The organism is Constantimarinum furrinae, from assembly GCF_014295415.1.
GTDB classification, from domain to species: domain Bacteria; phylum Bacteroidota; class Bacteroidia; order Flavobacteriales; family Flavobacteriaceae; genus Constantimarinum; species Constantimarinum furrinae.
Window position 1 is genome coordinate 2136068 of sequence record NZ_CP052909.1, and the last position, 23827, is coordinate 2159894.

General features: G+C 41.6%; 14 protein-coding genes. 3 read left to right on the top strand and 11 right to left on the bottom strand.

Translation table 11 applies throughout. The features are described 5' to 3' along the window. Positions 1–64: 64 nt before the first annotated feature. The 7 genes from ALE3EI_RS09765 to purL all read right to left on the bottom strand — a co-directional run bounded on the left by ALE3EI_RS09765 (position 65) and on the right by purL (position 14237). Entirely contained in the window at positions 65–1873 is a 1809-nt protein-coding gene (locus ALE3EI_RS09765; protein WP_186988176.1) for an acyl-CoA dehydrogenase family protein, read from the bottom strand. 14 nt (positions 1874–1887) lie between these two features. Next, positions 1888–3078: an acetyl-CoA C-acyltransferase gene (locus ALE3EI_RS09770; RefSeq protein ID WP_186988178.1), complete on the bottom strand. Its 1191-nt coding sequence runs from the start codon at positions 3076–3078 to the stop codon at positions 1888–1890. A 121-nt stretch (positions 3079–3199) separates the two neighbouring features. Next, entirely contained in the window at positions 3200–5608 is a 2409-nt protein-coding gene (locus ALE3EI_RS09775; RefSeq protein ID WP_186988180.1) for a 3-hydroxyacyl-CoA dehydrogenase/enoyl-CoA hydratase family protein, read from the bottom strand. Positions 5609–5610: 2 nt separating this feature from the next. Then, on the bottom strand, positions 5611–6060 hold the full coding sequence (locus ALE3EI_RS09780; protein ID WP_186988182.1) for a MarR family winged helix-turn-helix transcriptional regulator: 450 nt from the start codon (positions 6058–6060) through the stop codon (positions 5611–5613). Positions 6061–6194: 134 nt separating this feature from the next. Next, positions 6195–7976, bottom strand: coding sequence for an AMP-dependent synthetase/ligase (locus tag ALE3EI_RS09785; protein ID WP_186988184.1), 1782 nt, complete (start codon positions 7974–7976; stop codon positions 6195–6197). Positions 7977–8099: 123 nt separating this feature from the next. Further along, positions 8100–10496, bottom strand: a complete 2397-nt coding sequence (locus ALE3EI_RS09790) for a M14 family metallopeptidase (protein ID WP_186988186.1) — start codon at positions 10494–10496, stop codon at positions 8100–8102. 63 nt (positions 10497–10559) lie between these two features. After that, positions 10560–14237: a phosphoribosylformylglycinamidine synthase gene (purL, locus tag ALE3EI_RS09795; protein ID WP_186988188.1), complete on the bottom strand. Its 3678-nt coding sequence runs from the start codon at positions 14235–14237 to the stop codon at positions 10560–10562. A gap of 182 nt (positions 14238–14419) precedes the next feature. Between purL and ALE3EI_RS09800 the strand changes: the two genes are divergently transcribed. Continuing rightward, positions 14420–17344 (top strand): GEVED domain-containing protein, encoded by a 2925-nt coding sequence (locus ALE3EI_RS09800; RefSeq protein WP_233279951.1) that lies wholly within the window; start codon positions 14420–14422, stop codon positions 17342–17344. Between the two features lie 124 nt (positions 17345–17468). Then, entirely contained in the window at positions 17469–19628 is a 2160-nt protein-coding gene (locus ALE3EI_RS09805; RefSeq protein ID WP_186988190.1) for a T9SS type A sorting domain-containing protein, read from the top strand. Positions 19629–19673: 45 nt separating this feature from the next. Here the strand turns inward: ALE3EI_RS09805 and ALE3EI_RS09810 are convergent, their stop codons facing one another. Beyond that, entirely contained in the window at positions 19674–20885 is a 1212-nt protein-coding gene (locus ALE3EI_RS09810) for an RsmB/NOP family class I SAM-dependent RNA methyltransferase (RefSeq protein WP_186988192.1), read from the bottom strand. Positions 20886–20959: 74 nt separating this feature from the next. Here ALE3EI_RS09810 and ALE3EI_RS09815 point away from each other — a divergent pair, with 74 nt between their 5' ends. Continuing rightward, entirely contained in the window at positions 20960–22000 is a 1041-nt protein-coding gene (locus ALE3EI_RS09815; protein ID WP_186988194.1) for a WD40/YVTN/BNR-like repeat-containing protein, read from the top strand. Between the two features lie 72 nt (positions 22001–22072). Here ALE3EI_RS09815 and ALE3EI_RS09820 read toward each other — a convergent pair whose 3' ends face one another. Genes ALE3EI_RS09820 through ALE3EI_RS09830 form a run of 3 tightly spaced genes read right to left on the bottom strand, consistent with a single transcriptional unit; the run spans position 22073 to position 23586 of the window. Continuing rightward, a complete protein-coding gene (locus tag ALE3EI_RS09820) occupies positions 22073–22510 on the bottom strand; it encodes a sensor of ECF-type sigma factor (protein WP_186988196.1) in 438 nt (145 codons plus the stop codon). A gap of 5 nt (positions 22511–22515) precedes the next feature. Beyond that, entirely contained in the window at positions 22516–23010 is a 495-nt protein-coding gene (locus tag ALE3EI_RS09825) for a hypothetical protein (RefSeq protein ID WP_186988197.1), read from the bottom strand. 24 nt (positions 23011–23034) lie between these two features. Then, on the bottom strand, positions 23035–23586 hold the full coding sequence (locus ALE3EI_RS09830) for an RNA polymerase sigma factor (protein WP_186988199.1): 552 nt from the start codon (positions 23584–23586) through the stop codon (positions 23035–23037). Positions 23587–23827 lie beyond the last annotated feature (241 nt).

The window sequence follows — 23827 nt, forward strand, 5'->3', positions numbered from 1 at the left end:
CCACAAGGAGGCGACTCTTAACTAACTAACTAACCAAAATTCAATTTATAAAAAACTGAATACTTTAAAACGGATACGAATTTGCAGCCGTTACTTTTTCAGCGATGATGTTGCGAAGAGCAACCACATTTGGCTGATTTTGATACTTTGTGAATCGTTTCAGACCCATTAACATCATTCGCTGCTCATCACCTTCAGCAAAAGAAACGATACCTTCCTTAGCACGTGAATGAATTATATCTACTGCATGGTAGAGATTTAACCTGGCCATTGCGATCTGTTCTTTCTGGGCTTCTTCACCAAAACGTTTGGCATTTTTCTCTGCACGCAATACCGCACTTTCAGCCATATAGATCTCAATAAGAATATCTGCTGAAGCCAATAACAACTGTTGATGTTCTTCCAATTCTGGCCCGTATTTCTGAACTGCGCTTCCGGCGACCATTAAGAATACTTTTTTCAGTTTTGCGATCATTTCTTTTTCTTCTGAAAGCAATTCTGAATAATCGGGAGTATCGAATGAAGGGATTCCGGTTAATTCTGAAGCTACTGCCTGTGCAGGACCCAGGAGATCCACATGACCTTTCATAGCCTTTTTTACCAGCATCCCAACGGCAAGCATACGGTTTATTTCGTTGGTTCCTTCATAGATTCGTGCAATTCGAGCATCTCTCCATGCAGCTTCCATAGGCGTATCGGCACTAAAGCCCATTCCTCCAAAGATCTGAATTCCCTCATCGGAGCAGTTCTGAATATCTTCAGAAACAGCAACTTTTAGAATAGAGCATTCAATTGCGTATTCTTCCACTCCTTTAAGTTCTGCTTCCTGATGGGTGTTTCCTTCACTTTCTCTTATGGAGATTCTATCTTCAATATTCTTTCCGGCACGATAGGTAGCACTTTCGCCTACATAGGCTGCTGTTGCCATTTCGGCTATTTTCGATTTAATCGCTCCAAATTTCGCGATGGGTGTGTTAAACTGGATACGCTCGTTAGCATATTTAACGGCTTCGGTAATTACACGGCGTTGTGCGTCCAGACTGGCTGCCGCCAATTTGATCCTACCCACGTTTAACGCATTCATTGCGATCTTAAACCCGTTACCACGTTCAGACAGCATATTATCTACAGGAACCACTGTGTCGTTAAAGAATACCTGACGGGTAGAAGAGGAGTGAATTCCGAGTTTCTGTTCTTCTTCACCTAAGGTAATACCGTTAGAAGGGTCATTTTCAACAATAAATCCGGTAATATTCTTGTCGTCCTCAATTCTGGCAAAAACGATAAATATGTCACAGAATCCGGCATTGGAGATCCACATTTTTTGACCGCTAATTTTGTAGTGCGTACCATCTTCGCTTAAGACTGCTTTGGTTTTACCACTGTTGGCATCACTTCCCGCTCCCGGTTCGGTAAGGCAATAGGCTCCAAACCATTCTCCCGTGGCCAGTTTTGGCACATATTTTTGACGTTGTTCTTCGGTACCGTAAAGCGTAATAGGCATGGTTCCTATCCCGGTATGTGCGCCAAAAGCTGTGGCTATGGATCCTGTAGCCCCGCTAATATAGTCACAAACCAGCATGGTGGTGATAAAGCCCATTCCCAGTCCGCCGTAAGCTTCCGGTACGGCAATACCCAGTAAACCAAGATCGCCTGCCTTTCGCATGATCTCTTCGGTAAGGGCATAGTCCTTTTTTTCGAATCGTTCTTTGTGAGGCCAGATCTCTCTGTCCACAAATTCCTTAACAGAATCACGCATCATTTTTTGTTCTTCCGTAAAGTCTTCGGGAGTGAATATATCTTCGCAGGCAGTTTCCTTTACAAGGAACTGACCTCCGCGCAATAAGTCTTTATTTTCTATTTCTGCATCCATAGTTGAAATTTTTTCTAATTTAAAAACTCGTAAATACCTGCGGCACCCTGTCCTGTGCCTACACACATGGTAACCATTCCATATTTTCCTTTCATATTCCGCTTTCGCATCTCATCGAACAATTGTACCGAAAGTTTTGCGCCTGTACATCCCAAAGGATGTCCCAAAGCGATAGCTCCACCATTCACATTTACAATTTCATTATTGAGGTTTAGTTCGCGAATTACAGCCAGGGATTGAGAAGCAAAGGCTTCATTAAGTTCAATAAGTTCAATATCTTCTTGCTTCAAGCCCGCTTGTTTTAATGCCTTCGGAATGGCTTTCACCGGTCCAATTCCCATGATGCGAGGTTCTACACCTGCCGCAGCAAAATTTACCATTCGTGCCACAGGTTCCAGATTTAGCTCCTTAACCATTTCTTCACTCATGATCATTACAAATGCCGCGCCGTCACTCATTTGAGAAGAATTTCCTGCTGTAACACTGCCGCCATCGGCGAATACAGGGCGTAGTTTTGCCAAAGCCTCAAGATTCGTCCCTTTTCTAGGTCCTTCATCCTTGGTCACCGTATAGTTCTTGGTCTCTTTTTTCCCTGACTCATTAACGAAAGTGTGTTCGATCTCTATGGGGACAATCTGATCCTGAAACCGGTCTTCGGCCTGTGCTTTTAGCGCTTTCATATGAGAATTGTAGGCAAACTCGTCTTGATCTTCTCGTGACACTTTAAACTGTTCTGCAACAGCTTCCGCAGTAAGTCCCATGCCCCAATAGTAATCTTCATTTCCGTTTTTAACCACATCATAATCGGGTGTAGGTTTATATCCTCCCATTGGAATATAGCTCATGCTCTCCGCACCTCCGGCTATGATACAATTAGCCATTCCACTTTGGATCTTAGCTGTTGCCATAGCGATGGTTTCCACTCCCGAAGCACAATAACGGTTTACGGTAACACCCGGCACATCTTCTATCTTTAATCCCATGAGAGAGATCAATCGCGCCATATTTAATCCTTGTTCGGCCTCCGGCATCGCGTTCCCTACCATCACATCATCTATCCGTGTTTTTTCCAGCTGAGGTAACTCATTCATTAAATACTGAATGGTTTCCGCAGCCAGTTCGTCGGGGCGCTTAAATCTGAACACACCTCTTGGCGCTTTCCCAACGGCGGTTCTGTAGGCTTTTACTATATATGCTGTTTTCATTTAACTAGTATTGAGATTTTAGATTTTAGTATTGAACGCTGTCATAACTTTTAGAAATCAAATTGTATTCTTTTAATTTCAGTAGCTTTATCAAGCAGAAGGATCTAAGTGCATTTCACAACTAGTTGCGAAGTGGTTTTCCTTTCTGAATCATATGCTGTAATCGTTCCAGTGTTTTTCGTTCTCCGGTAAGACTTAAAAAGGCTTCACGTTCCAGGTCGAGTAAATATTGTTCGCTTACCAGTGATGGTTCAGACAAGTCGCCTCCCGCCATTACATAGGCTAGTTTGTTGGCGATCTTTTTATCGTGTTCACTAATGTAGTGTCCCGCTTCCATAGAATCGGTTCCTACAAGGAACATCCCCAGAGCCTGTTTTCCCAGAACTTTTACATCGTTTCGCTTTACAGGTTTGGTATAGCCGTTGTCAGCCATCTGACGGGCTACAGCTTTTGCTGCTGCTATTTGTCGATCCCTGTTTATGATCACAATATCTTTTCCTTTCTGAAGTATGCCTGTGTCATAGGCTTCATAAGCCGAAGTGGATACTTTTGCCATCCCAATAGTTAAGAAATGCTCCTGAAGTCGGTTTAATTCTACGTCGTTCTTCTGAAAGGTATCACTCGCTCTCAGCGCCATTTCTTTGCTTCCGCCACCTCCAGGGATGACACCTACGCCAAATTCCACCAAACCAATATAGCTTTCGGCGGCTGCAACTACCCTGTCTGCATGTAATGTCATTTCACATCCACCACCCAGAGTCATTCCGTGAGGTGCAACAACCGTTGGAATAGAGGAGTACCGCAATCGCATACAACTATCCTGAAAATATTTAACGGCGGCATTTAATTCGTCATATTCCTGTTCTACCGCCATCATAAAGATCATACCTATATTGGCCCCTACAGAGAAATTAGCTCCTTGGTTACCCACAACCAATCCATCGAAGTCCTTTTCGGCAATGTCAATAGCCTTATTGAGACCTGCAAGTACGTCACCACCTATACTGTTCATTTTACTCTGGAATTCCACGTTGAGTATCCCGTCGCCAAGATCTTCAACCACTACACCACTGTTCTTAAAGACTTCGGCAGATTCACGTATGTTGTCCAGGATAATAAAAGCATCTTGTCCGGGTATTTTTACGTATTCCTTCTTCGGAATGTCATAGAAATAGGTAGCTCCGTCCTTTACGGTATAGAAGGATTCAATTCCGGCTTCCTTCATTTCCGTTACCCAGGCTGCGGGTTCTTTACCTAGTTCCTCAATGAGTTTTATTCCTTCTTCAACTCCAACAGCATCCCAGATCTCAAACGGACCGTTTTCCCAGCCGAACCCGGCTTTCATGGCGTCATCGATCTTATAGAGTTCATCGGTAATTTCGGGGATACGTTTAGAAACATAGGCGAACATCCCACCGAAATTTTTACGGTAGAATTCGGAAGCCTTGTCTTTCCCTCCTATAAGGATCTTAAATCGATCGATGACCTTGTCCACCGATTTTGTTTGCTCTAGTGTAGGGAAGGAGGCTTTCTTTCCTTTACGGTATTCTAGTGAATCGAGATCCAGACCTAAGATCTCACTACTGCCGTCATCATTTTTTACTTTTTTATAGAACCCTTGGCCGCTTTTACTTCCTAACCATTGGTTATCCATCATATTATTGATAAAATCTGGAAGTTCGAATACCTCGTGCTCTTCATCGTCCGGCACATTTTCATAGATTCCGTTTGCCACGTGTACCAGCGTATCAAGTCCCACAACGTCTACGGTTCGAAAGGTTGCCGATTTAGGGCGACCAATCACAGGGCCGGTTAATTTGTCAACTTCTTCAATGGTTAGCCCCATATCCTTCACCAAGTGAAAAAGGCTTTGAATTCCGAATATCCCGATCCTGTTTCCTATAAATGCCGGGGTGTCTTTAGCGACTACTGAGGTTTTTCCTAGGAACTTTTCTCCATAACCGTTTAAGAAGTCAAGAACTTCCTGAGACGTTTTTGGTCCCGGGATAATCTCAAAGAGTTTCAGATATCTGGGAGGGTTAAAAAAATGAGTCCCACAGAAATGTTTCTGAAAATCTTCAGTTCGTCCTTCACTCATAAATTTAATGGGAATGCCCGAAGTATTTGAAGTGATGAGCGTTCCGGGAGTGCGATGTTTTTCAAGGTTTTCAAATACCTTTTGTTTAATATCCAGGCGTTCTACCACCACTTCAATGATCCAGTCGGCCTCTTTTACCTTCGAAATATCGTCTTCAAGATTTCCGGTGGTAATCCTTGTTGCAAAATCCTTATGATAGAGCGGAGCAGGCTTACTTTTTATTGCAGATTGAAGGGCAGCGTTTACTAATCGGTTTCGTACCGCCTTGTCTTCCAGTGTGAGTCCTTTTGCTTTTTCAGATTCGGTAAGCTCTCGTGGAACGATATCCAGCAATAACACTTCCACACCAATATTGGCGAAATGACATGCGATCCCACTTCCCATAATACCTGAACCTATAACGGCTACTTTTTCAATTCTTCTCTTTGACATTGTTATGCTATTTTTTCGGTGTCGTATATTTTTTTTGAATGTATCAATTCGAGGATGGTATTCGCAACATTTTTAAAAGTTTGCAGATCCTCTTTAGGAATAGATTCCTGTACCGCTTCATCGAACTGAAGCACCACATTTTTTGAAAATTCCCGCATTTCTTTTCCAAAGGGCGTTAAATGGATCAAGACGCCACGTCCGTCTGTTGGATTTGGTTTTCGTTCAATGAGTCCTTTTTCCTCCATGCTTTTCAAGGTCCGAGACAGGCTGGTTGCCTCCATACCCATTTTGGGCCCCAAAGCCGTTGAAGGCGTACCTTCTTCAGGATCAATACTAATTAAGGCAAAGCCCGTTGCCATAGTACTCCCTTTTTTTCCTGCCTCTTCATTATACATTTTCATTACACTCATCCAGGTAGCACGTAAAATATAGTCGATGGTTTTTTCTTTCAAAATTCAGGGTTTTTGAAATTTGGTAACCAAAGATACTAAAATTTACTATGCATGCATAGTAAATAAGTAAAAAAGTTTGCATAAAAAAAGCGCCTTAAGTAAAAAAGGCGCTTAAATTTAAAAGTAGTTTACATTTAGGATTGGTGGTCGTAGATCTTGTTATACAGATCCATGTATTTTTCTTTGATCACTTTTCGCTTCATTTTCATAGTAGGAGTAAGGTGTCCGGCGTCAATGCTCCAAACATCCGGGGTAAGTTCAAATTTTTTGATCTTTTCCCATTTGCCGAAGCGTTCATTATAGGTATCTATTTCTTTCTGAATACGAGCCCTTAAGATGTCATTATTAACTAGTTCTTTAGGGTCATTTGAGAGCCCCTTGTTTTTCTTTTTGTTCCAATCTGAAATAAATTCCCAGGCCGGCTGAATAAGTGCCGCCGGCATTTTTTCTCCTTCACCTACCACCATGATCTGTTCAATAAAACGGGATTGCTTCATCGAATTTTCCAAGAGTTGTGGCGCTATATATTTACCTCCACTGGTTTTAAACATCTCTTTTTTCCGATCAGTGATCTTTAAAAAGCCTTCACTGTCTATTTCCCCAATATCTCCCGTGTGAAAATACCCGTTCTTTAATACTTCGGCTGTTTTTTCGGGCTCTTTATAATAACCTTGCATCACCTGAGGACCTTTTACCAGAATCTCACCATCTTCCGCAATTTTAACTTCCGTATTTTCAATCGGCTTTCCAACCGTACCAATTTTGAAACCCCGATTTCTCATATCGTTAACCGAAACAACCGGAGAAGTTTCAGTGAGGCCGTAACCTTCCATTACCGGGATATCTGCGGCGTTGAATACTCGGGCCAATCTGGGTTGTAGTGCAGCACTCCCCGATGCAATTGCCTGAAGGTTACCGCCCAATGCTTCCTGCCACTTGCTAAAAATTAGCTTTCTTGCCAGTTTCAGCTTGGTTTCATACCACCAACCGTTTTGTCCATAGGGTTCATAATCGAGCCCAAGTTCGATGGCCCAGAAGAATAATTTCTTCTTAACACCGGTTAAGTCTGCTCCTTTTGCGTATATCTTGTCGTAAACTTTCTCGAGTAAACGTGGAACTGCCGTCATCACTTCAGGCTTAATCTCCTTTAAATTATCGCTAATGGTCTCCAGGCTTTCGGCAAAATGAATACTTACGCCACAATATTGATACATGTATAAAAGCATTCTCTCGTAGATATGACAAACAGGTAAAAAACTGAGAGATTTTGTTTTTCCCATCTCAATAGGCAGGCGTTTTGCACTGGCAATAGCATTACTTGAAATATTTTTATGACTAAGCATCACTCCTTTAGGCTTACCGGTAGTTCCGGAAGTATAAATTAAAGTAGCGAGGTCATCTTCATCAACCGCTTCTTTGCGTTTATCTACTTCATCTTGATTGCTCTCGTCCTTTCCTAAATCCAGTACTTCGTTCCAATTTTTACAGTTGGCAACATCTTCAAAACAATACACCTCGATGAGGGACGGAACATTCGCTTTAATATTCGATATTTTCTGAAAGACTTCATCACAAGACACAAAACAATATTTACTTTCACTATGATTTAAAACATACTCATAATCGTCTTCGCTTATTGTTGGATAAATAGGAACGTCCTGTGCTCCGGTTTGCAAGATCCCAATGTCACAGATGTTCCATTCGGTACGATTGGTCATAGAAATAATCGCAACTTTATCATTGGGTTGTACACCAAGGCGTATGAGTCCGCGACTAATTGCATTCGCTTTGTCAATATATTCCTGAGTCGAGGTTTTTATCCATTGTCCGTTAACTTTACTTACCAGCGCATCCTCCTGCGGATATTTTTCGAGTTGGTAATACGGGAAGTCGAAGAGTCTTTTTACGTTGTCCATGAGTATGAAGTTTTCAGAATTGCAAAATAGGAAATTTTTTCAGGTTTTAATGGGTTCGAGCCATAAAGAAAAATCCTATCTCTTCTTAAGACAGGATTTGTAAAATGAAGTTTCAAGTAACTTTTACTTTTTCAGTATTTTAAATGTTTGTGTATCATCTTCCGAAGTAAGCTTCAACAAATACAATCCCGAAATATAACTACTGTAATTAAGGGTTGATGATCCGGAACGTTGTTCCGAAGTAAAAATACGCTGCCCCTGAAGGGTGAATATTTCAGCCTTGTAATTTGTTAATGAGGTGGTGATATTCAAAATATTTTGAACGGGATTGGGATGGATGATAAAATTATTTTCTGAAATATCTAAATTACTCAAAATCGTTTCTTCTACGACACTCACCGTTAAGTCGTCAAAATAAAAGCCATCTTCCCGTTGAGAACCATCGGAACGCAGTTGGAACCGGATTAGAATAGTTTCTCCCAGATAGTCACTAAGATCGATCTCTTCCAGTATCCAATCACTTTGTACACCGTCGTACAAAGGTTCTCCGGCAGGTTGTGACGAATTGGAAACTCCGGGGTTAGTGTATTTTCCACATTGTGCCTGCCAGTTCCCACCATTGTTGGTAGATATCTCTAGCTGAACATAGTCGAAATTATTTTCGATCTCCCATTTTGCATAAAAACTAAGCTGTGCTCCCATGGCATTGCTTAAGTCTATGGGGTTGCTTAGCGTAATGGTTTCATTGGTATTATTGGGGTAGTTTGCACCAGGAGAATCGGTAATGGAGGAGGAGGGAGAAACAAAAGTGTTGCTAGTGGTTCCCCAGCCGTTATTAACGAAATTTTGTGTTACACTATTCCCGGCATCTTGGAAAACAGCTAACAGATTTCCGAATTTTTTATGCACCGAGACCACCGAATTATAACTGCCATTATTGATAACCAGTTCATACAGTATATCATCCCCGGCTGCGGTACCTGCTTCCAGAGAATATTGTATCATTCCGTTTTCTGAGTCCAAGGCTTCCAATGCGGAAAAGTTTACTGCATTACCCACCGCATTAATATTCGAACTAAGTGGATGTAAGCTTACGGTAAAATTTCCTGTTCCGGACACTCCAAGTCTTTGAATTGTGAACCCTGCATTTATGGTCCCCGAATCACCTATGAACAAAGGAGAAGTATCGGTTACCTTCGCAAAATTATTCACCATTTTTGCAGCCGTAACATTTAGATACATCATCCCTTTACAAATACTTTCAATTTCATTGGACGGAGGCCAGAATTGAGGACCGATCTCCGGAGTAAACGCATAGATCTTATCATGGGTATTCACTGTGCCGTACATAAAATCGTCACTGTCTCCCGCAGCCGGGTACAATTGAGAGGAGATCATATTCTGAAATCCGTTATGTGAGACTAATTCGGCAGAGATCCCTTCGTATAAGGCATTTTCGGGGGTTGGTACATTTTCTTCATAGCCGTATGGGAAAAGCAGCAGATCGCCCGAAGTATGATTGTTAAAGGCCATTACGAAATCATTTTGCTCTACAAACCACTTTATGGCTTGGGTTTCTACTTCTGAAAAAGGTGCAGGACCGTGGTAGGTACTACTGCCGGTATTCCCTGAAGCTCCCAGTCCGCCCCAAACATTATTGGCGGGATTTCCATTGATGTAATAATCGTAATTTCGATTAAGATCCGTTCCGTAGGTGTTTTTACGGTTCTTCCTCCAGAAACCGCCTCCGTTGGGATCGGTTTTTTCATTGTACAAGTAACCATCGGGATTCACCACGGGAACAAAATAAAGCTCGGTGTTATCTAAAATTCCAGCAATTTCGGGGTCGCTGTCATAATTTTCGAGTAAATACCACATGAAAAAGACCAATTGTGATAAACCGGCCGGTTCTCTTGCGTGATGAAGTGCAGTGTAAAGGATCTTAGGCTCGCCTTCGGTACTACTTCCGGGATTATCACTTATCTTGACCCATTTTATGCCATTGCCGCCAATTGATGGTGACACCGAATTATCGGGTGTTCCTTCAGTTAGAAAGGAACCGATGTTCTGTTTTGCGCTAATGAGGTTAGGGTAGAGGGCGCGCATTTCATCCAACTCATCCAGTAATTCCTGGTAGGTGAGATAACCGCCCATAGATCCGAGATGAAAATTAGCGGGAGTCATATATTCATTACCACCGCTACTACACATTGGATTGAGTTGTGGCGGATTCGGATCTCTGTTTTGTTGAAGAAAGAATGCTTTTGCATCCTCAATGAGCACGGTTACGGTAAAACCTGCGGCTCTGGCACGATCCAATTCAGAAATCGAAAAATCTGAAATGATATAATGCCCACTTTTATGAGTTCCGTGTTCAATGGGTATATCAAGGTTTCCGAGTCGGATTAGCTCTTCGGAATTTGAATAGGAGATCTTTGCTCGTTGATAGGTTTCCTGAACTTCCTGCCCGATCGCTGTATATACGGACAAAAGAAAAAGAAGAAGTACCAGTTTTTTCATGCAAATAGTATTACTGACGAACTATGTTGGTCATACAACGGCAGTAAAACTAACAAATTGCTCTTAATTATTCTCCAACCAGACTCTTGCATTTACAAAAGCTTCGATCCAGGGTGATACCTCATCATTTCTGTCTTTTGGATAATTCGCCCAGTTCCACGGAAAGGTCGATCGCTCTAAATGCGGCATCATTACCAGATGACGTCCGGTTTTATCTGTCATCATTGCAGTATTGTAGTCACTGCCGTTCGGATTGGCGGGAAATCCATTATAACCGTATTTCGCAACAATGTGATACTGATCTTCAGAAATTGGGAAACTAAATTTTCCTTCACCGTGAGCCGCCCAGATTCCTAAGGTGCTTCCTTCGAGACTGGACAACATCACCGAATTGTTTTTCTGTATGGTCACCGAAGTGAAATTACATTCAAATTTTCCGGTTTCATTATGAAGCATCTTAGGTTTTTCGTCATGTTCCGGATTTAGAAGCCCTAATTCTACAAATAATTGACACCCGTTACAAACTCCTAAAGACAGCGTATCCTCCTTGGCATAAAAATCTTTTAGTGCTTTGTTCGCTTTTTCGTTGTAGAGAAAAGCTCCTGCCCAGCCCTTGGCACTGCCAAGTACATCACTATTGGAAAAACCTCCTACAGCGGCAATAAACCGAATGTCTTCAAGCGTTTCTCGTCCTTCAATAAGGTCGGTCATATGTACGTCCTTTACATCAAACCCTGCCAGATACATGGCATAGGCCATTTCGCGCTCACTGTTACTTCCTTTTTCACGAAGCACGGCTGCTTTAATTCTTGGTGCGGAGTTTTTTACCATTGCATCCCGATCCGGCAATTTTCCATTGAAGTTCTTCGGAAACGTAAACTGAAGCGGTTGCTCTTTATAATTATTGAATCGCTCATTTGCCTTGGCAATTCCGCTTTGCTTTTTATCAAGCAGAAGGGACGTGTTAAACCATATATCGCGTATTTCAGGAATACTGAAACTTAATTTTGTTTGGTTGTGTGTGATCTGAAGGTTTTCGGTTTCAGTTACATCCCCGATTCTCACAAAATTAATGCTCTCTCCGGTTAATACGGCTTCAACGGCAGTATTTTCAGTAGCCTGAATGACAATTCCGCAGTTTTCAGAAAACAGAATTTTAACAAGATCCTCGCCGGCCAAGCCCGATAAATCAAAAGCTGCGCCAAGATCTCTATCGGCAAAACACATTTCGAGTAAGGTTGTGATTAATCCACCTGATGCTACATCGTGCCCCGCAGCTATCTGTCCTTCCGAAATTAATGTCTGAATTGCATTAAAGACTGTTTTTACATAGGCAGCACTTTTAACCGTTGGAACATCACTGCCAACAGTATTCAGAATTTGTCCGAAGGAAGAACCTCCCAGTTTAAATTCATCCTGCGAAATATTGATGTAATAGATACTTCCCGATTGTTTTTGAAGCACCGGTTCCACAACTTTTTTAACATCTTTACAATGTGCGGCTGCCGAAATTATAACAGTACCCGGAGCGATCACTTCCCCATTCTTGTACTTTTGTTTCATAGACAGTGAATCCTTTCCGGTAGGAACATTAATCCCAAGATCGATCGCAAAATCACTTACCCCTTTAACGGCTTCATACAAACGGGCGTCTTCACCTTCATTGTTACAGGGCCACATCCAGTTTGCCGAAAGTGAAACGCTTTTTAAACCCTTTTCAAGCGGTGCCCAGATGATATTGGTTAATGCTTCGGTAATAGAATTTCGTGAACCTGCAACCGGATCTATCAATGCGCTTACCGGTGAATGACCAATAGAGGTGGCCACCCCATCTTTCCCGGTATAATCCAAAGCCATTACTCCGCAATTATTAAGGGGCAATTGTAACGGACCGGCACATTGTTGTTTTGCTACCCTTCCGGTAACACAGCGATCCACTTTGTTGGTAAGCCAGTCCTTACAGGCAACAGCTTCCAGTTGTACAACCTGTTCCAGATATTTTTTAATATCATGCTGGTTGTAATCTGCGTTTTTATATGATCTCCTAAGGGAAATGTCTTTCATTAAAGTCTTAGGTGAACTTCCAAACATATCCTCAAGTTCGAAATCCATTGGTTTTTCACCAGTCCTGCTGCTTTCGAAACAAAAACGATGATCGCCAGTCACTTCACCAACTTCGTACATTGGAGAACGTTCTCTGTCTGCGATCCGTTTTAATGTGGCCAGACCTTCATTTCCAATTACAAGTCCCATACGTTCCTGAGACTCATTTCCTATTAGTTCTTTGGCAGAGAGGGTTGGGTCGCCTACAGGTAATTTGTCGAGATCTATATGACCTCCGGTTTCTTCAACCAACTCACTAAGGCAGTTGAGGTGCCCTCCGGCACCGTGATCGTGTATAGAGACAATAGCGTTGTTGTTACTTTCCACCATCCCTCTAATGGCATTTGCAGCTCTTTTTTGCATTTCGGGATTGGAACGTTGAATGGCGTTTAGTTCAATTCCGCTGGAAAACTCTCCGGTATCTGCCGAAGAGACAGCTGCGCCTCCCATACCTATTCTGTAGTTTTCCCCCCCAAGCAACACTATTTTATCGCCGGTCTCGGGAGTATCCTTTAGCGCCTGATCGGCTTTTCCGTATCCTATACCACCCGCCAGCATGATCACTTTGTCGAAGCCTAGTTTTCGCGCCTCCTCCTCATGTTCGAAAGTGAGCACAGAACCTGTGATGAGGGGTTGCCCGAATTTATTTCCAAAATCTGATGCTCCGTTACTAGCTTTAATTAGAATATCCATGGGGGTCTGGTACAACCAATCCCTTTCGGTCATTGCTTTTTCCCAGGGACGATTTTCTTCCAGCCTGGAGTAGGATGTCATATATACAGCGGTTCCAGCCAAAGGAAGGGATCCTTTCCCGCCGGCTAGTCTATCGCGAATCTCTCCGCCGCTTCCTGTAGCTGCCCCGTTAAAAGGTTCGACCGTAGTTGGGAAGTTATGGGTTTCGGCTTTTAATGAAATGACACTGTCAAAAGGAGTATTTTCGTAAAAATCGGGTTTATCTGCACTTTTAGGGGCGAACTGATTTGCTTTAGGTCCTTTTACAAAGGCTACGTTGTCTTTATATGCAGAAACTATATCATTGGGATTGACCTGAGAAGTCTTCTTTATAAGTTTAAAAAGTGATTCGTCCATGACATTCCCGTCGATCTCGAAGGTACCGTTAAATATCTTATGGCGGCAGTGTTCGCTGTTTACCTGACTAAATCCAAATACTTCACTATCGGTAAGTTTTCGGTTAAGTTTTTCTGCAAGCTTATTCAAATAATCAACTTCGTCCTCACTTAAGGCAAGACCCTCCTGAATATTATAAGCCGCTATATCGTCAATCCCTAAAACGGGTTCCGGGTCGATCTTAATGGTAAACAATTGCTGATGCAGTTCACTGTATTTTTGTGACAGCATTGGATCGAAGTCGGTAAAGTCTTCAGCAACATTTCTGAATTCTTCTATTCTTCTGATGCCCTCTATTTGCATATTCTGACTAATCTCCACCGCATTCGTACTCCAGGGCGTGATCATTGCAGCTCGCGGACCAACAAAAAAATCCGCAATAACGGACCGCTCTATTTTGGGTTGGTTGCCAAACAACCAAGACAATTTTTGTATGTTTTTATCAGAAAGTTCTCCGGTGGTTTGGACAGCAAAAACAGTGTTTTTTACGTCTCCAAAAAAGTGAATCATCTAGTTTAAAATTTGAGCGATTTTTGAATGGCAAAGTTACTAATTTTTAAGTTAATTAATACTATAGTGAGCATCATTGAAGAAACGTGACTGAATCTCTGAAATTCCTACTGTTTTGGTGGGTTTTTAGATTGAAAATTTAGCTGTATCTTGCGTCTCATTTTAATTTAAAAAAACAATCAATGAAAAAATTTTATTTCTTGCTAATAGCATGTTTTGCTATGGTAACAGTGGGAATTGCTCAAAACGGAACGGCACCGGTAGAGGTGATCACCGGTACCTTTATGGGTCAAACCCAACCTCTGCGTGATCTTCCGGTAATGGATAATGATTTTAGTGAGGTTAAAACCTTACGTGTTGTTACGGAACGCTACAATACCACACCAGAGGAAAATACTACTTCCACGGTAATACCTAATCTTCAAACCGATAATGGAGGTATAGAAAGTCTTCCTCTGGACCAGAATTTCATTGGAGCTTCTTCTTCAGAATCCGGTGCTTTTCCTCCCGATCCTACGGGAGCGGTAGGTCCTAATCATTATGTACACTCTGTAAACTCTCTTGTGAAGATCTTCGATAAAACAGGAAACTTACTTGTTGGACCGGTATCGCTGGGATCTTTCCTAGGTTTCGGTGGAAATGGAGGAGACCCAATTGTACTCTACGATCAATTGGCAGATCGTTGGGTAGTTAGTGAATTTGGAAACATAAGCGGAGGTAACTCTCTTGCAATTGGTGTTTCTGTTACGAATGATCCGGGAGGTGCATATAACTTATGGCAGTTTACCTTCAGTGGATTTCCCGATTATCCTAAATACGGAGTTTGGCATGACGGATATTACGGAACAGTGAATTTAAACGGACAAACGACCAGAGCTTTTGCGATGGAACGTGACGTGATGCTTGCAGGTGGAGCAAATCCACAAATCGCTATATTCTCATTACCACAGGTGGTGGTAAATCCGAATCAGGTTAAGAGTCCGGTTTCGGCCAACTTGGTGGGAACCACATTCCCTGCAAACGTACCGGGATATATTGTATATCTTCAGGATGATGCCTGGGGAGGTGTTTCGTTCGATCATTTGAAGGTATGGGAAATTGATATGGATTGGGGTAATATAGGTAATTCAACAATATCGAATCCTTTAGAGATCCCTACAGATCCATTTGATGCTGGAGAATTGTTTGGAAATGGTAATGGAGCGCTGTTTCAGCCAGGTACCAATCAACGACTTGCCGCACATGGTGGTATTATCTCATTTTCCGCAAACTACAGAGATTTCGGAACCTACAACTCCTGGTTGATAACCTTCAATACCTTTATTGACAATAATTTAACCGGTGGAATTCGCTGGATCGAATTAAGAAATGACGCTACGAATCCTTGGTCTATATTTCAGGAGGGAACCTTTTCTATTGCAGACGGTCATAGCCGTGTAATGAGTAGTGCCGCAATGGACGCTGCCGGAAACATTGCAATGGGATATACTACCGGTAGTACCACATTAGCTCCTTCACTTCGATATACCGGCCGTTTTGACGGTGATCCTTTAGGAACAATGACAGTAGCCGAAGATATTATAATCGACGGTCCGGGAGTAAGAACGAACAGTAACCGTTATGGAGATTATGCTCATATGACCATGGATCCAAACAACTTTACCTTCTGGTTTACTTCAGATTATTTTTCTTCCAATAACCAATGGAGAACTCAGATCGCCTCCTTTAACCTAACAGGTGGCTTTAATAATGATGTAGGTGTAAACAATATTATTCAGCCTACGGATGGGATCTTAACTAATGCAGAATCTGTTGAGGTAAGTATCCGTAATTTTGGTTTAGTGGCACAGTCTAACATTCCGTTGGAGCTTCGTGTTGATGGTAATTTAATCGCTACCGAAAGCTTTGCCGGACCATTAAACCCGAATGATACTGATACATATACTTTTGCGCAAACGGTCGATTTGTCAACCGTGGGGCAAACTTATGAAATTGAAGTTTCTACAAATTTAGCTGGGGACCAGTTTGCAGCTAATGATTCCTTTACAAAAAATGTGACGCACTTATTCGCAAACGATGTGGGAATTTCTGAAATTACTGCACCAACTTCAGGCAACGGTCTTGGCAGTACAGAGGTGGTTTCGGTGACTGTTAGAAATTACGGGGCAGCAACTCAATCAAACTTCGATGTACAATACGATATCGACGGTGGGACTCCCGTAGTTGAGACTTTTGCCGGACCGATTTTATCGGGTGAGGAAATCACATATGACTTTACTCAAACAGCAGATTTCTCTGCACTTGGAACGTATACATTAACTGCAAGTACAGAACTTGCGAGCGACCAACAGGCTTCAAATGATGAAGCTTCTACGGTGATCGAGAAACTATTCTGTCAGCCAAATCTTGATTGTTCTTTTGGTGATGGATTCCAATTGGTTTCTATTGCTGAGATCAACAATCCGTCCGGCTGCGAGGGATATGGAGATTTCAGAAGTCAGGTTGCCAATTTAGGTGCTGGTGGATCTTACGATCTTACTATTACCACAGGATATGGGGATCAACACATAACCGTGTGGATCGATTTTAACGATAACTTCAGCTTCGAAGCCAATGAAAGAGTTGTGTTAAACCATACTATTGCTCCTGGTCAGGGAGCCGGAACATATACTGAGACAATTCCATTAAATGTACCTGCGGGTGCAGCTTTAGGTTCACACATTATGAGAATGAAATCTAACTGGGATGCTGTTGTGCCAACCGACGCATGTGAAGTGACTACTTATGGTGAGACCGAAGATTATACGGCTAATATAACCGTACTTGGTGTCGAAGATCAGTCATTTAACAATTCCGATCTTTTAATAGTGAGTGCCGGAGATAATCTTTGGGATGTTACTTTCAGATCAAATTATGATGAGAATGTATTCTTTACCATGTTTAACGCCTTGGGTCAGGAAATGGGCTCCAAAATGGCTTCAAAAGGTAATGATGGAACATATAAACTTAAACTAGATCTTACTAGTGCCGCAAGCGGTGTGTATTTACTTCGTGTTGGAGGAACAAATACTACGGCTGTGAAAACCGGTAGGGTGATTGTTAAGTAATTCTGATTAACGGAGTTTAAAAGGGCAGGTTTTTCTGCCCTTTTTCTATGTAAAAAAAGTAAGAAATATAAAAGTATTTTCTTTTTAATCAATATATTGTGGGAGCAATATTAATTAATGAATTATGAAAAATAGTTACGCTTTACTCACAATATTATTAATCTCCTTAAGTTCGGGTTTTGCTCAAAATTCCTTTCCGCCGGTTTCGGTTTCTGAAGGCATCTTTTTAGGTGAAACTATGCCGTTACGGGACTTCCCAACGGTTGAACCAACAGATGGGATCCCCGAAAATCTCAGAGAGGTTCCAATGAATAGCAGAAATACAGGGAGATTGAACCCAAACGCTCTACCCCAAGGACCTGATCCTTTGATACAAGGGGACACTCAATTTACCGATTCGTTTAATGTGCTACAGAATTTTGATGGAGCCACAGTAAGTGAAGGACAGGCGGTTCCTCCGGATCCTTCGGGAGCGGCCGGACCCAATCATTATGTACATGCAGTAAATGTGGTGGTCAAGATATTTGATAAAAGTGGTACGCTACTCGCCGGACCCACCTTCTTAGGTAGTTTCCTGCAATCGGGAAATAACAGTGGTGATCCCATTGTAATGTACGATCAACTTGCCGATCGATTTTTCGTGAGCCAGTTTAAACCCAGTACCAATGCATTGGTCATTGGTGTATCAACTACTCCGGATCCAACAGGAAGCTATTATCTTTATCAGTTTCCTCTAAATTCCTTCCCGGATTATCCCCACTATTCGGTTTGGCCAAATGCTTACTTTCTAACCGCAAATAAAAGCGGACAAACAACCTATGCTTTGGAACGTGATAAAATGCTTATTGGAGCGCCCAGTCCACAGATCACCGGGTTTTCATTACCGGGAGCTGTGCAGAATCCCACTACTGTTTTTAGTCCCGAACCGGCCAATTTGTTAGGTACAGACTATCCGGCAAATGTTCCCGGATATATTGTATATCTTCAGGATGATGCGTGGTCGGGATCGATTGCATTCGATCATCTCAAAATATGGAGCATCGATCTGGATTGGGAGAATACCGGGAATTCGTCTATTTCTTCTCCCGAGATCATACCCACTACACCGTTTGATAGCTTCTTGTTTCCGTTTGGGTCGGGTGATATTTCTCAACCCGGTACCTCACAGCGAATTGATGCCATAAGCGGGGTGATATCATATATGGCGAATTACAGAAGCTTTCCTACGCACAACTCATTTCTTGTGAATTTTAATGTAGATCTGGGTTCAACAACTTCAGGGATACGTTGGATAGAACTTAGAAATGTTGGGAACGGGCCATTTACCATTTTTCAGGAAGGTACTTGGACCTTAAACGACGGCGAAAGTCGTTTTATGGGAAGTACTTCTATGGATGAAGATGGCAATATAGGCCTGGCATACAATAAAGGAAGTTCTTCAAATAATGTGGATATCATGCATACCGGAAGACTGGTAACCGATCCTCCGGGAACGATGACGGTGGCAGAAACGCTTATTATTTCCAGTGGAGGAGTGCAAAGCAATACCAATCGTTTTGGAGACTACGCCCAGATGACTATGGATCTGAATAACAGAACTTTCTGGCATACAGCCGAGTATTTTTCGAGCAATAATTTCTGGAGAACAAGAATCGCTTCATTTAAATTAAAGGCCGATGTCACTAATGATGTTGGGGTTTATAATTTTGCTGAACCTTTTTTGCCACCTTTCACTTCTTCCGAAAATGTTGAAGTGTCATTATATAACTACGGAACAAGCTCTCAGTCAAATTTCGACATTGAATTATATTTAGATGGAAGTCTTGTAGCGACTGAAACCTTTACCGGAACTCTGGCACCCGAAGAAAGTGCGACCTACACCTTTACCCAGAGTATTGATATTGGTACACCGGGGCAACCTTACGTTGTAGAGGCCAGAACGATACTCGCAGGAGATCAGTACGGTGATAATGACGAATTTGAAAGAACGTACTTCCAGGATCTTTTATCTGCCGAAGAACAGGCATTTAATGAAAAGAAACTACTTATCTATCCGGTTTCCGATAGAATATATGAAATTAGATTTTCAAGCTCGGTCGACTTTGGAGATATGTCTTATAAAGTAATGAACCTATTGGGTCAGGCTATTGAATTAGGAGATATGAAAAGAATAGGGGCAGGGTATGTTGCTTCGGTAAATCTGGCGTCTTCTTCCAGCGGTGTTTACATTGTTGAAGTTTCAAATGGGAAGGAGAAGGCAAGCAAACGTTTGCTCGTTAAATAGAACAAAGCTATTAAATAAAAAAAGCGCCTTCGAAAGGCGCTTTTTTTATGCTTTTTTCTTCAGAAGTGCCATATAAAATCCGTCAAATCCCGATGAACTGGGCATTATTTTCTCGGCTTTTACCAGACTGAAATCTTTTCCTGAATCGCGGGACAAGAATGCTTTTACCTGTTTGTCATTTTCTGATGGCAAGATAGAACAGGTTGCATAAACCAATTCCCCGCCGGGCTTAACCATGCGAGAGTAAGAATCCAATAATTCGGCTTGAGTTTTTCTAATACGTTCTAAAAATTCCGGTTGAAGTTTCCATTTTGCATCCGGATTTCGCCTTAAAACTCCAAGACCTGTGCAGGGTGCATCGATCAAGACCTTGTCTGCCTTTTCAATAAGCTTTTTGATCACTTTGGTGCTGTCTATGGTGCGGGTTTCAATATTGTGAGCACCGGCACGCCGTGCACGTCGCTTTAATTCGTTGAGCTTGTTTTCAAAAATATCCATGGCGATCACCTGCCCTTTGTTTTCCATTAGCGCCGCAATATGAAGCGTTTTTCCACCGGCACCTGCACATGCATCGATCACTCGCATTCCGGGTTCGGGGTTGAGAAGGCGGGCTACTTTTTGGGAAGAAGCATCCTGAACTTCAAACCATCCTTTTTTAAACATATCTGTCGTGAAGACATTGGCCCGTTCTTTTAATTTCAGTGCTTCAGGAAGCCCTTTTATATTTTCTGTTTCAATTCCGCCATCGAATAATTCATTCTGAAGGGCTTTACTTTCAGGCTTTAAAGAATTTACTCGTAAAACGACATCGGCCGTTTTATTAAGGGCACTAATTTCGGCATCCCATTTCTTACCCAGTTCTTTTTCTCCTAATTCATCTAACCAATCGGGGATGGATTCTCGATATTTTCTAATTTTCGACAATTCATCAAACCTCCCTTTGATCCGTCGTGTAGGAGTTTTTTCAAATTGAGGCCAATCTGGAATAGTAATCCCGTTAAGTGTTGCCCAAACCGTAAAAAGACGAAAAAGGTTAGAGCGGTCGAAAGGTTCCTTTACTTCGGCAATTTCGGCATACAATCGTTTCCAGCGAACTATATCGTAGGTTGTTTCAGCTATAAAACTACGGTCGCGGGCACCCCATCGCTTATCACGCTTTAGTGTATTTTTAAGCACTTTATCGGCCTGTTTCTGCTCGTTAAAGATCTGGTGAAGTGAATCTATAGTGGCAAATACAAGATTGCGATGTAATTTCATAGTAAATTTTATTGGATTGCAAAGGTATCACAATGCTATCAATAGTTTTATTTACTTTAGCGAAAAATTAATTTATGAGAATTTTTCTTCCTGTTTTAGGTATAATTTGCCTCTTTTCATGCACTACAAACTCCTCTAAAGAATTTACTTCAGTACACATAGAAACCATATTTGAAGACAGTTTGAGTATACGAGCGATCGAACCCATGAGCACAGATCAGGTTTGGTTTGCTGCGAATAACGGGAAGATCGGACTCATAGATGCCAAAGTCCCTAAACTGGCGAACATCAGTTACGGCGATTCATTGCTACATTTCAGAGCAATTGCGAGTACCAAAGATGCTGTTTTCGTATTGAGCGTTGCCAACCCTGGAGTATTGTATAAAATAGGACACAACGGAAGCGAAGCCACGAATATTGAAGAAGTCTACGTAGAAACGGGAGAGAAGGTGTTTTATGATGCAATGGCGTTCTGGAATGATAAGGAAGGAATCGCTATGGGCGACCCAACTTCAAATTGTCTGTCGGTAATAATCACCAGAGATGGTGGAAATACCTGGAACAAACTTTCCTGCGATGTATTACCTGAAGTAGCACCGGGAGAAGCTGCCTTTGCTGCAAGTAATTCAAATATTGCCCTCTATGGAGATCATGTTTGGATCGTAAGTGGTGGTAAACGGGCACGAGTCTTTTACAGTGCCGATAAAGGAGAGCACTGGGAGGTTTTTAATACCCCAATTCTTCAGGGGAGTGCAATGACCGGTATCTACAGTGTTGATTTTTACGATGATAAACTGGGTGTGATCTTTGGGGGTGACTGGGATAAAAAGGAGTTTAATGAAGGAAACAAGGCGATTACTACAGATGGGGGTAAAACATGGAATCTTATCAGCAACGGAAAAGGTCCGGGATATCGGTCTTCGGTGCGTTTTGTACCCAATTCGAACGGATATGGGATCGTAGCCGTAGGATCTCCCGGAATTTCATACAGTAGCGATAGGGGAGAAAGCTGGAAAGAATTGTCGCAAGAAGGATTTTATGCCATTGAGTTTGTGAATGATACCCTTGCATTTGCTTCGGGAAGAAACAGGATCTCCAAACTTAGATTTAAATAAAAAAAGGGTCGCCTTTCGGGACCCTTTTCCGGTTTCGTTTTTAAAATAGAAACCTTAATCAAAAAACCAACATTATCCTTTTTCACGGTGCTTTTTAAAACGCTCCAGCAATTGTCTTTTAAACTCTTCTTCGGCTTTACTCAATTGAATGATCTTATTCGCGGAAATCACCTTTCGTAAACCCTTTATAAGTTCGTTTCTATACTCTAATTCTTTCGTTTTATAAGCTTGGACCTTATCGATAAGTGCATTGGCGTCCTTCTCGCTCATTTTCGCAAGGTCTTCTTTAAATGCCTTGTGAATTTCTTTTCGCTCGTTACTCCGCAAAGCATCCATCTTTTCGTCATAAGCGTTGTAGACCGGCCAGAATTTTTCAGCATCGGCAGAAGAAAGGTCAAGCGCTTCAGTAATTAGTGCAACCTTTAAGGCTTTAATTTTGTCATGGCGACTGTCCTGAGCACTTAGGATGCCCGAACTGAGTACCAGGAATATTAGTATTAGATTTTTCATAAATGTTATTCTATTAATAGCGACATGTCGTCTATGTTTTCCATCAAATAGGTTTGTAAAGATTCTTCAGAAACCAATTGTGTATCGATCAATAGGTTCTCGAATTCTTCATCAGTAAGTAATGCAACCACATCGTAAGAATCAATATCGGCATTTCCGGCCTCAATATAAGTTTCAATGGCGGCAAGATTTATAGTTTCAACCGAAGTTCCCGGATCATTTTTAAAGATGCTTACTATAAGCACTATACAGGCAGCAATGCCTGCGGCGTAATACAGATGATTTCTCGTAAATAAAGAAATAACCTTGGTCTGTTTTTCCTTCTGAAAAGCTTTTGTGAACACTTCTTCTTCCATACGACCGAAATATCCATCGGGAGTTTTGAAGCCTGAGGTCTTGGGCAGGGATTGCGTTTCCAATTGAGTCAAGACACGATCCTCAAGATCGCTGAAATACGATTCCGGGACTTTAAAACCTGAACTTATGTGCTTACGTTTCATAATATACTTTTGACTACAATTTTTCTAAAAGGTTTCATTGGTTTTCAGATGTTCGGTAATTTTTTTGACAGCAATATGATAACTGCTTTTAAGTCCACCCACCGAAATATCCAGAATTTCTGAAAGTTCTTCGTAGGTAATATCATCAAAATATTTCATTGTAAAGATGAGCTGTTGTTGCTGAGGCAGCAGTGCGATCGCCTCCTGCAGTTTTAACTGAATTTCATCACCTTCGAAATATACATCGCTTTCCAAGCGTGCTATAGCGTTGTTCTTTACTTCTTCAATGGTGATATTTTGCTTTTTAGCTTTCTTATTAATAAAAGTAATGGATTCGTTGGTCGCTATACGGTACATCCAGGTATACAGTTTACTGTCGCCTTTAAATTTTTCTATATTCTTAAAGATCTTTATAAAGGTATTCTGAAGTACATCATCGGCATCATCATGATCCAGCACGATCTTTCGAATATGCCAATACAATCGTTCCTTGTACGTGGTGACTAGTTCTCTGAAAGCAGCTTCTCTTTCCTCAGGAGATTGAAGTGCCGCAATAAACGATTGTTCTTCTATCACAAACTGTGAATTTAATATCTATGACTAAAGTACGATTCAATAGTTTAATTCAGCCTTAATTTTAATGCTTAAAACATGTCAAATGTTAAAAAATATCGACAAAATGTATTTTTTTACGATAAAAAGCATAAATATTTTTTTTGTAGGAATTTTTTGACTACTTTTAACCCATACTTCTTATGTATATGTTCTTTATTATTAGCCCCAACTGTAATAAGAACGCACTAAAACGGACCGAAGC

What these genes read in the sequence shown, in the direction of transcription:
- ALE3EI_RS09820 (WP_186988196.1), bottom strand. Translation starts at nt 22,510, where the DNA reads ATGAAAAATCTAATACTAATATTCCTGGTACTCAGTTCGGGCATCCTA.
- ALE3EI_RS09765 (WP_186988176.1), bottom strand. Translation starts at nt 1,873, where the DNA reads ATGGATGCAGAAATAGAAAATAAAGACTTATTGCGCGGAGGTCAGTTC.
- ALE3EI_RS09770 (WP_186988178.1), bottom strand. Translation starts at nt 3,078, where the DNA reads ATGAAAACAGCATATATAGTAAAAGCCTACAGAACCGCCGTTGGGAAA.
- purL (WP_186988188.1), bottom strand. Translation starts at nt 14,237, where the DNA reads ATGATTCACTTTTTTGGAGACGTAAAAAACACTGTTTTTGCTGTCCAA.
- ALE3EI_RS09815 (WP_186988194.1), top strand. Translation starts at nt 20,960, where the DNA reads ATGAGAATTTTTCTTCCTGTTTTAGGTATAATTTGCCTCTTTTCATGC.
- ALE3EI_RS09825 (WP_186988197.1), bottom strand. Translation starts at nt 23,010, where the DNA reads ATGAAACGTAAGCACATAAGTTCAGGTTTTAAAGTCCCGGAATCGTAT.
- ALE3EI_RS09805 (WP_186988190.1), top strand. Translation starts at nt 17,469, where the DNA reads ATGAAAAATAGTTACGCTTTACTCACAATATTATTAATCTCCTTAAGT.
- ALE3EI_RS09785 (WP_186988184.1), bottom strand. Translation starts at nt 7,976, where the DNA reads ATGGACAACGTAAAAAGACTCTTCGACTTCCCGTATTACCAACTCGAA.
- ALE3EI_RS09800 (WP_233279951.1), top strand. Translation starts at nt 14,420, where the DNA reads ATGAAAAAATTTTATTTCTTGCTAATAGCATGTTTTGCTATGGTAACA.
- ALE3EI_RS09775 (WP_186988180.1), bottom strand. Translation starts at nt 5,608, where the DNA reads ATGTCAAAGAGAAGAATTGAAAAAGTAGCCGTTATAGGTTCAGGTATT.
- ALE3EI_RS09790 (WP_186988186.1), bottom strand. Translation starts at nt 10,496, where the DNA reads ATGAAAAAACTGGTACTTCTTCTTTTTCTTTTGTCCGTATATACAGCG.
- ALE3EI_RS09810 (WP_186988192.1), bottom strand. Translation starts at nt 20,885, where the DNA reads ATGAAATTACATCGCAATCTTGTATTTGCCACTATAGATTCACTTCAC.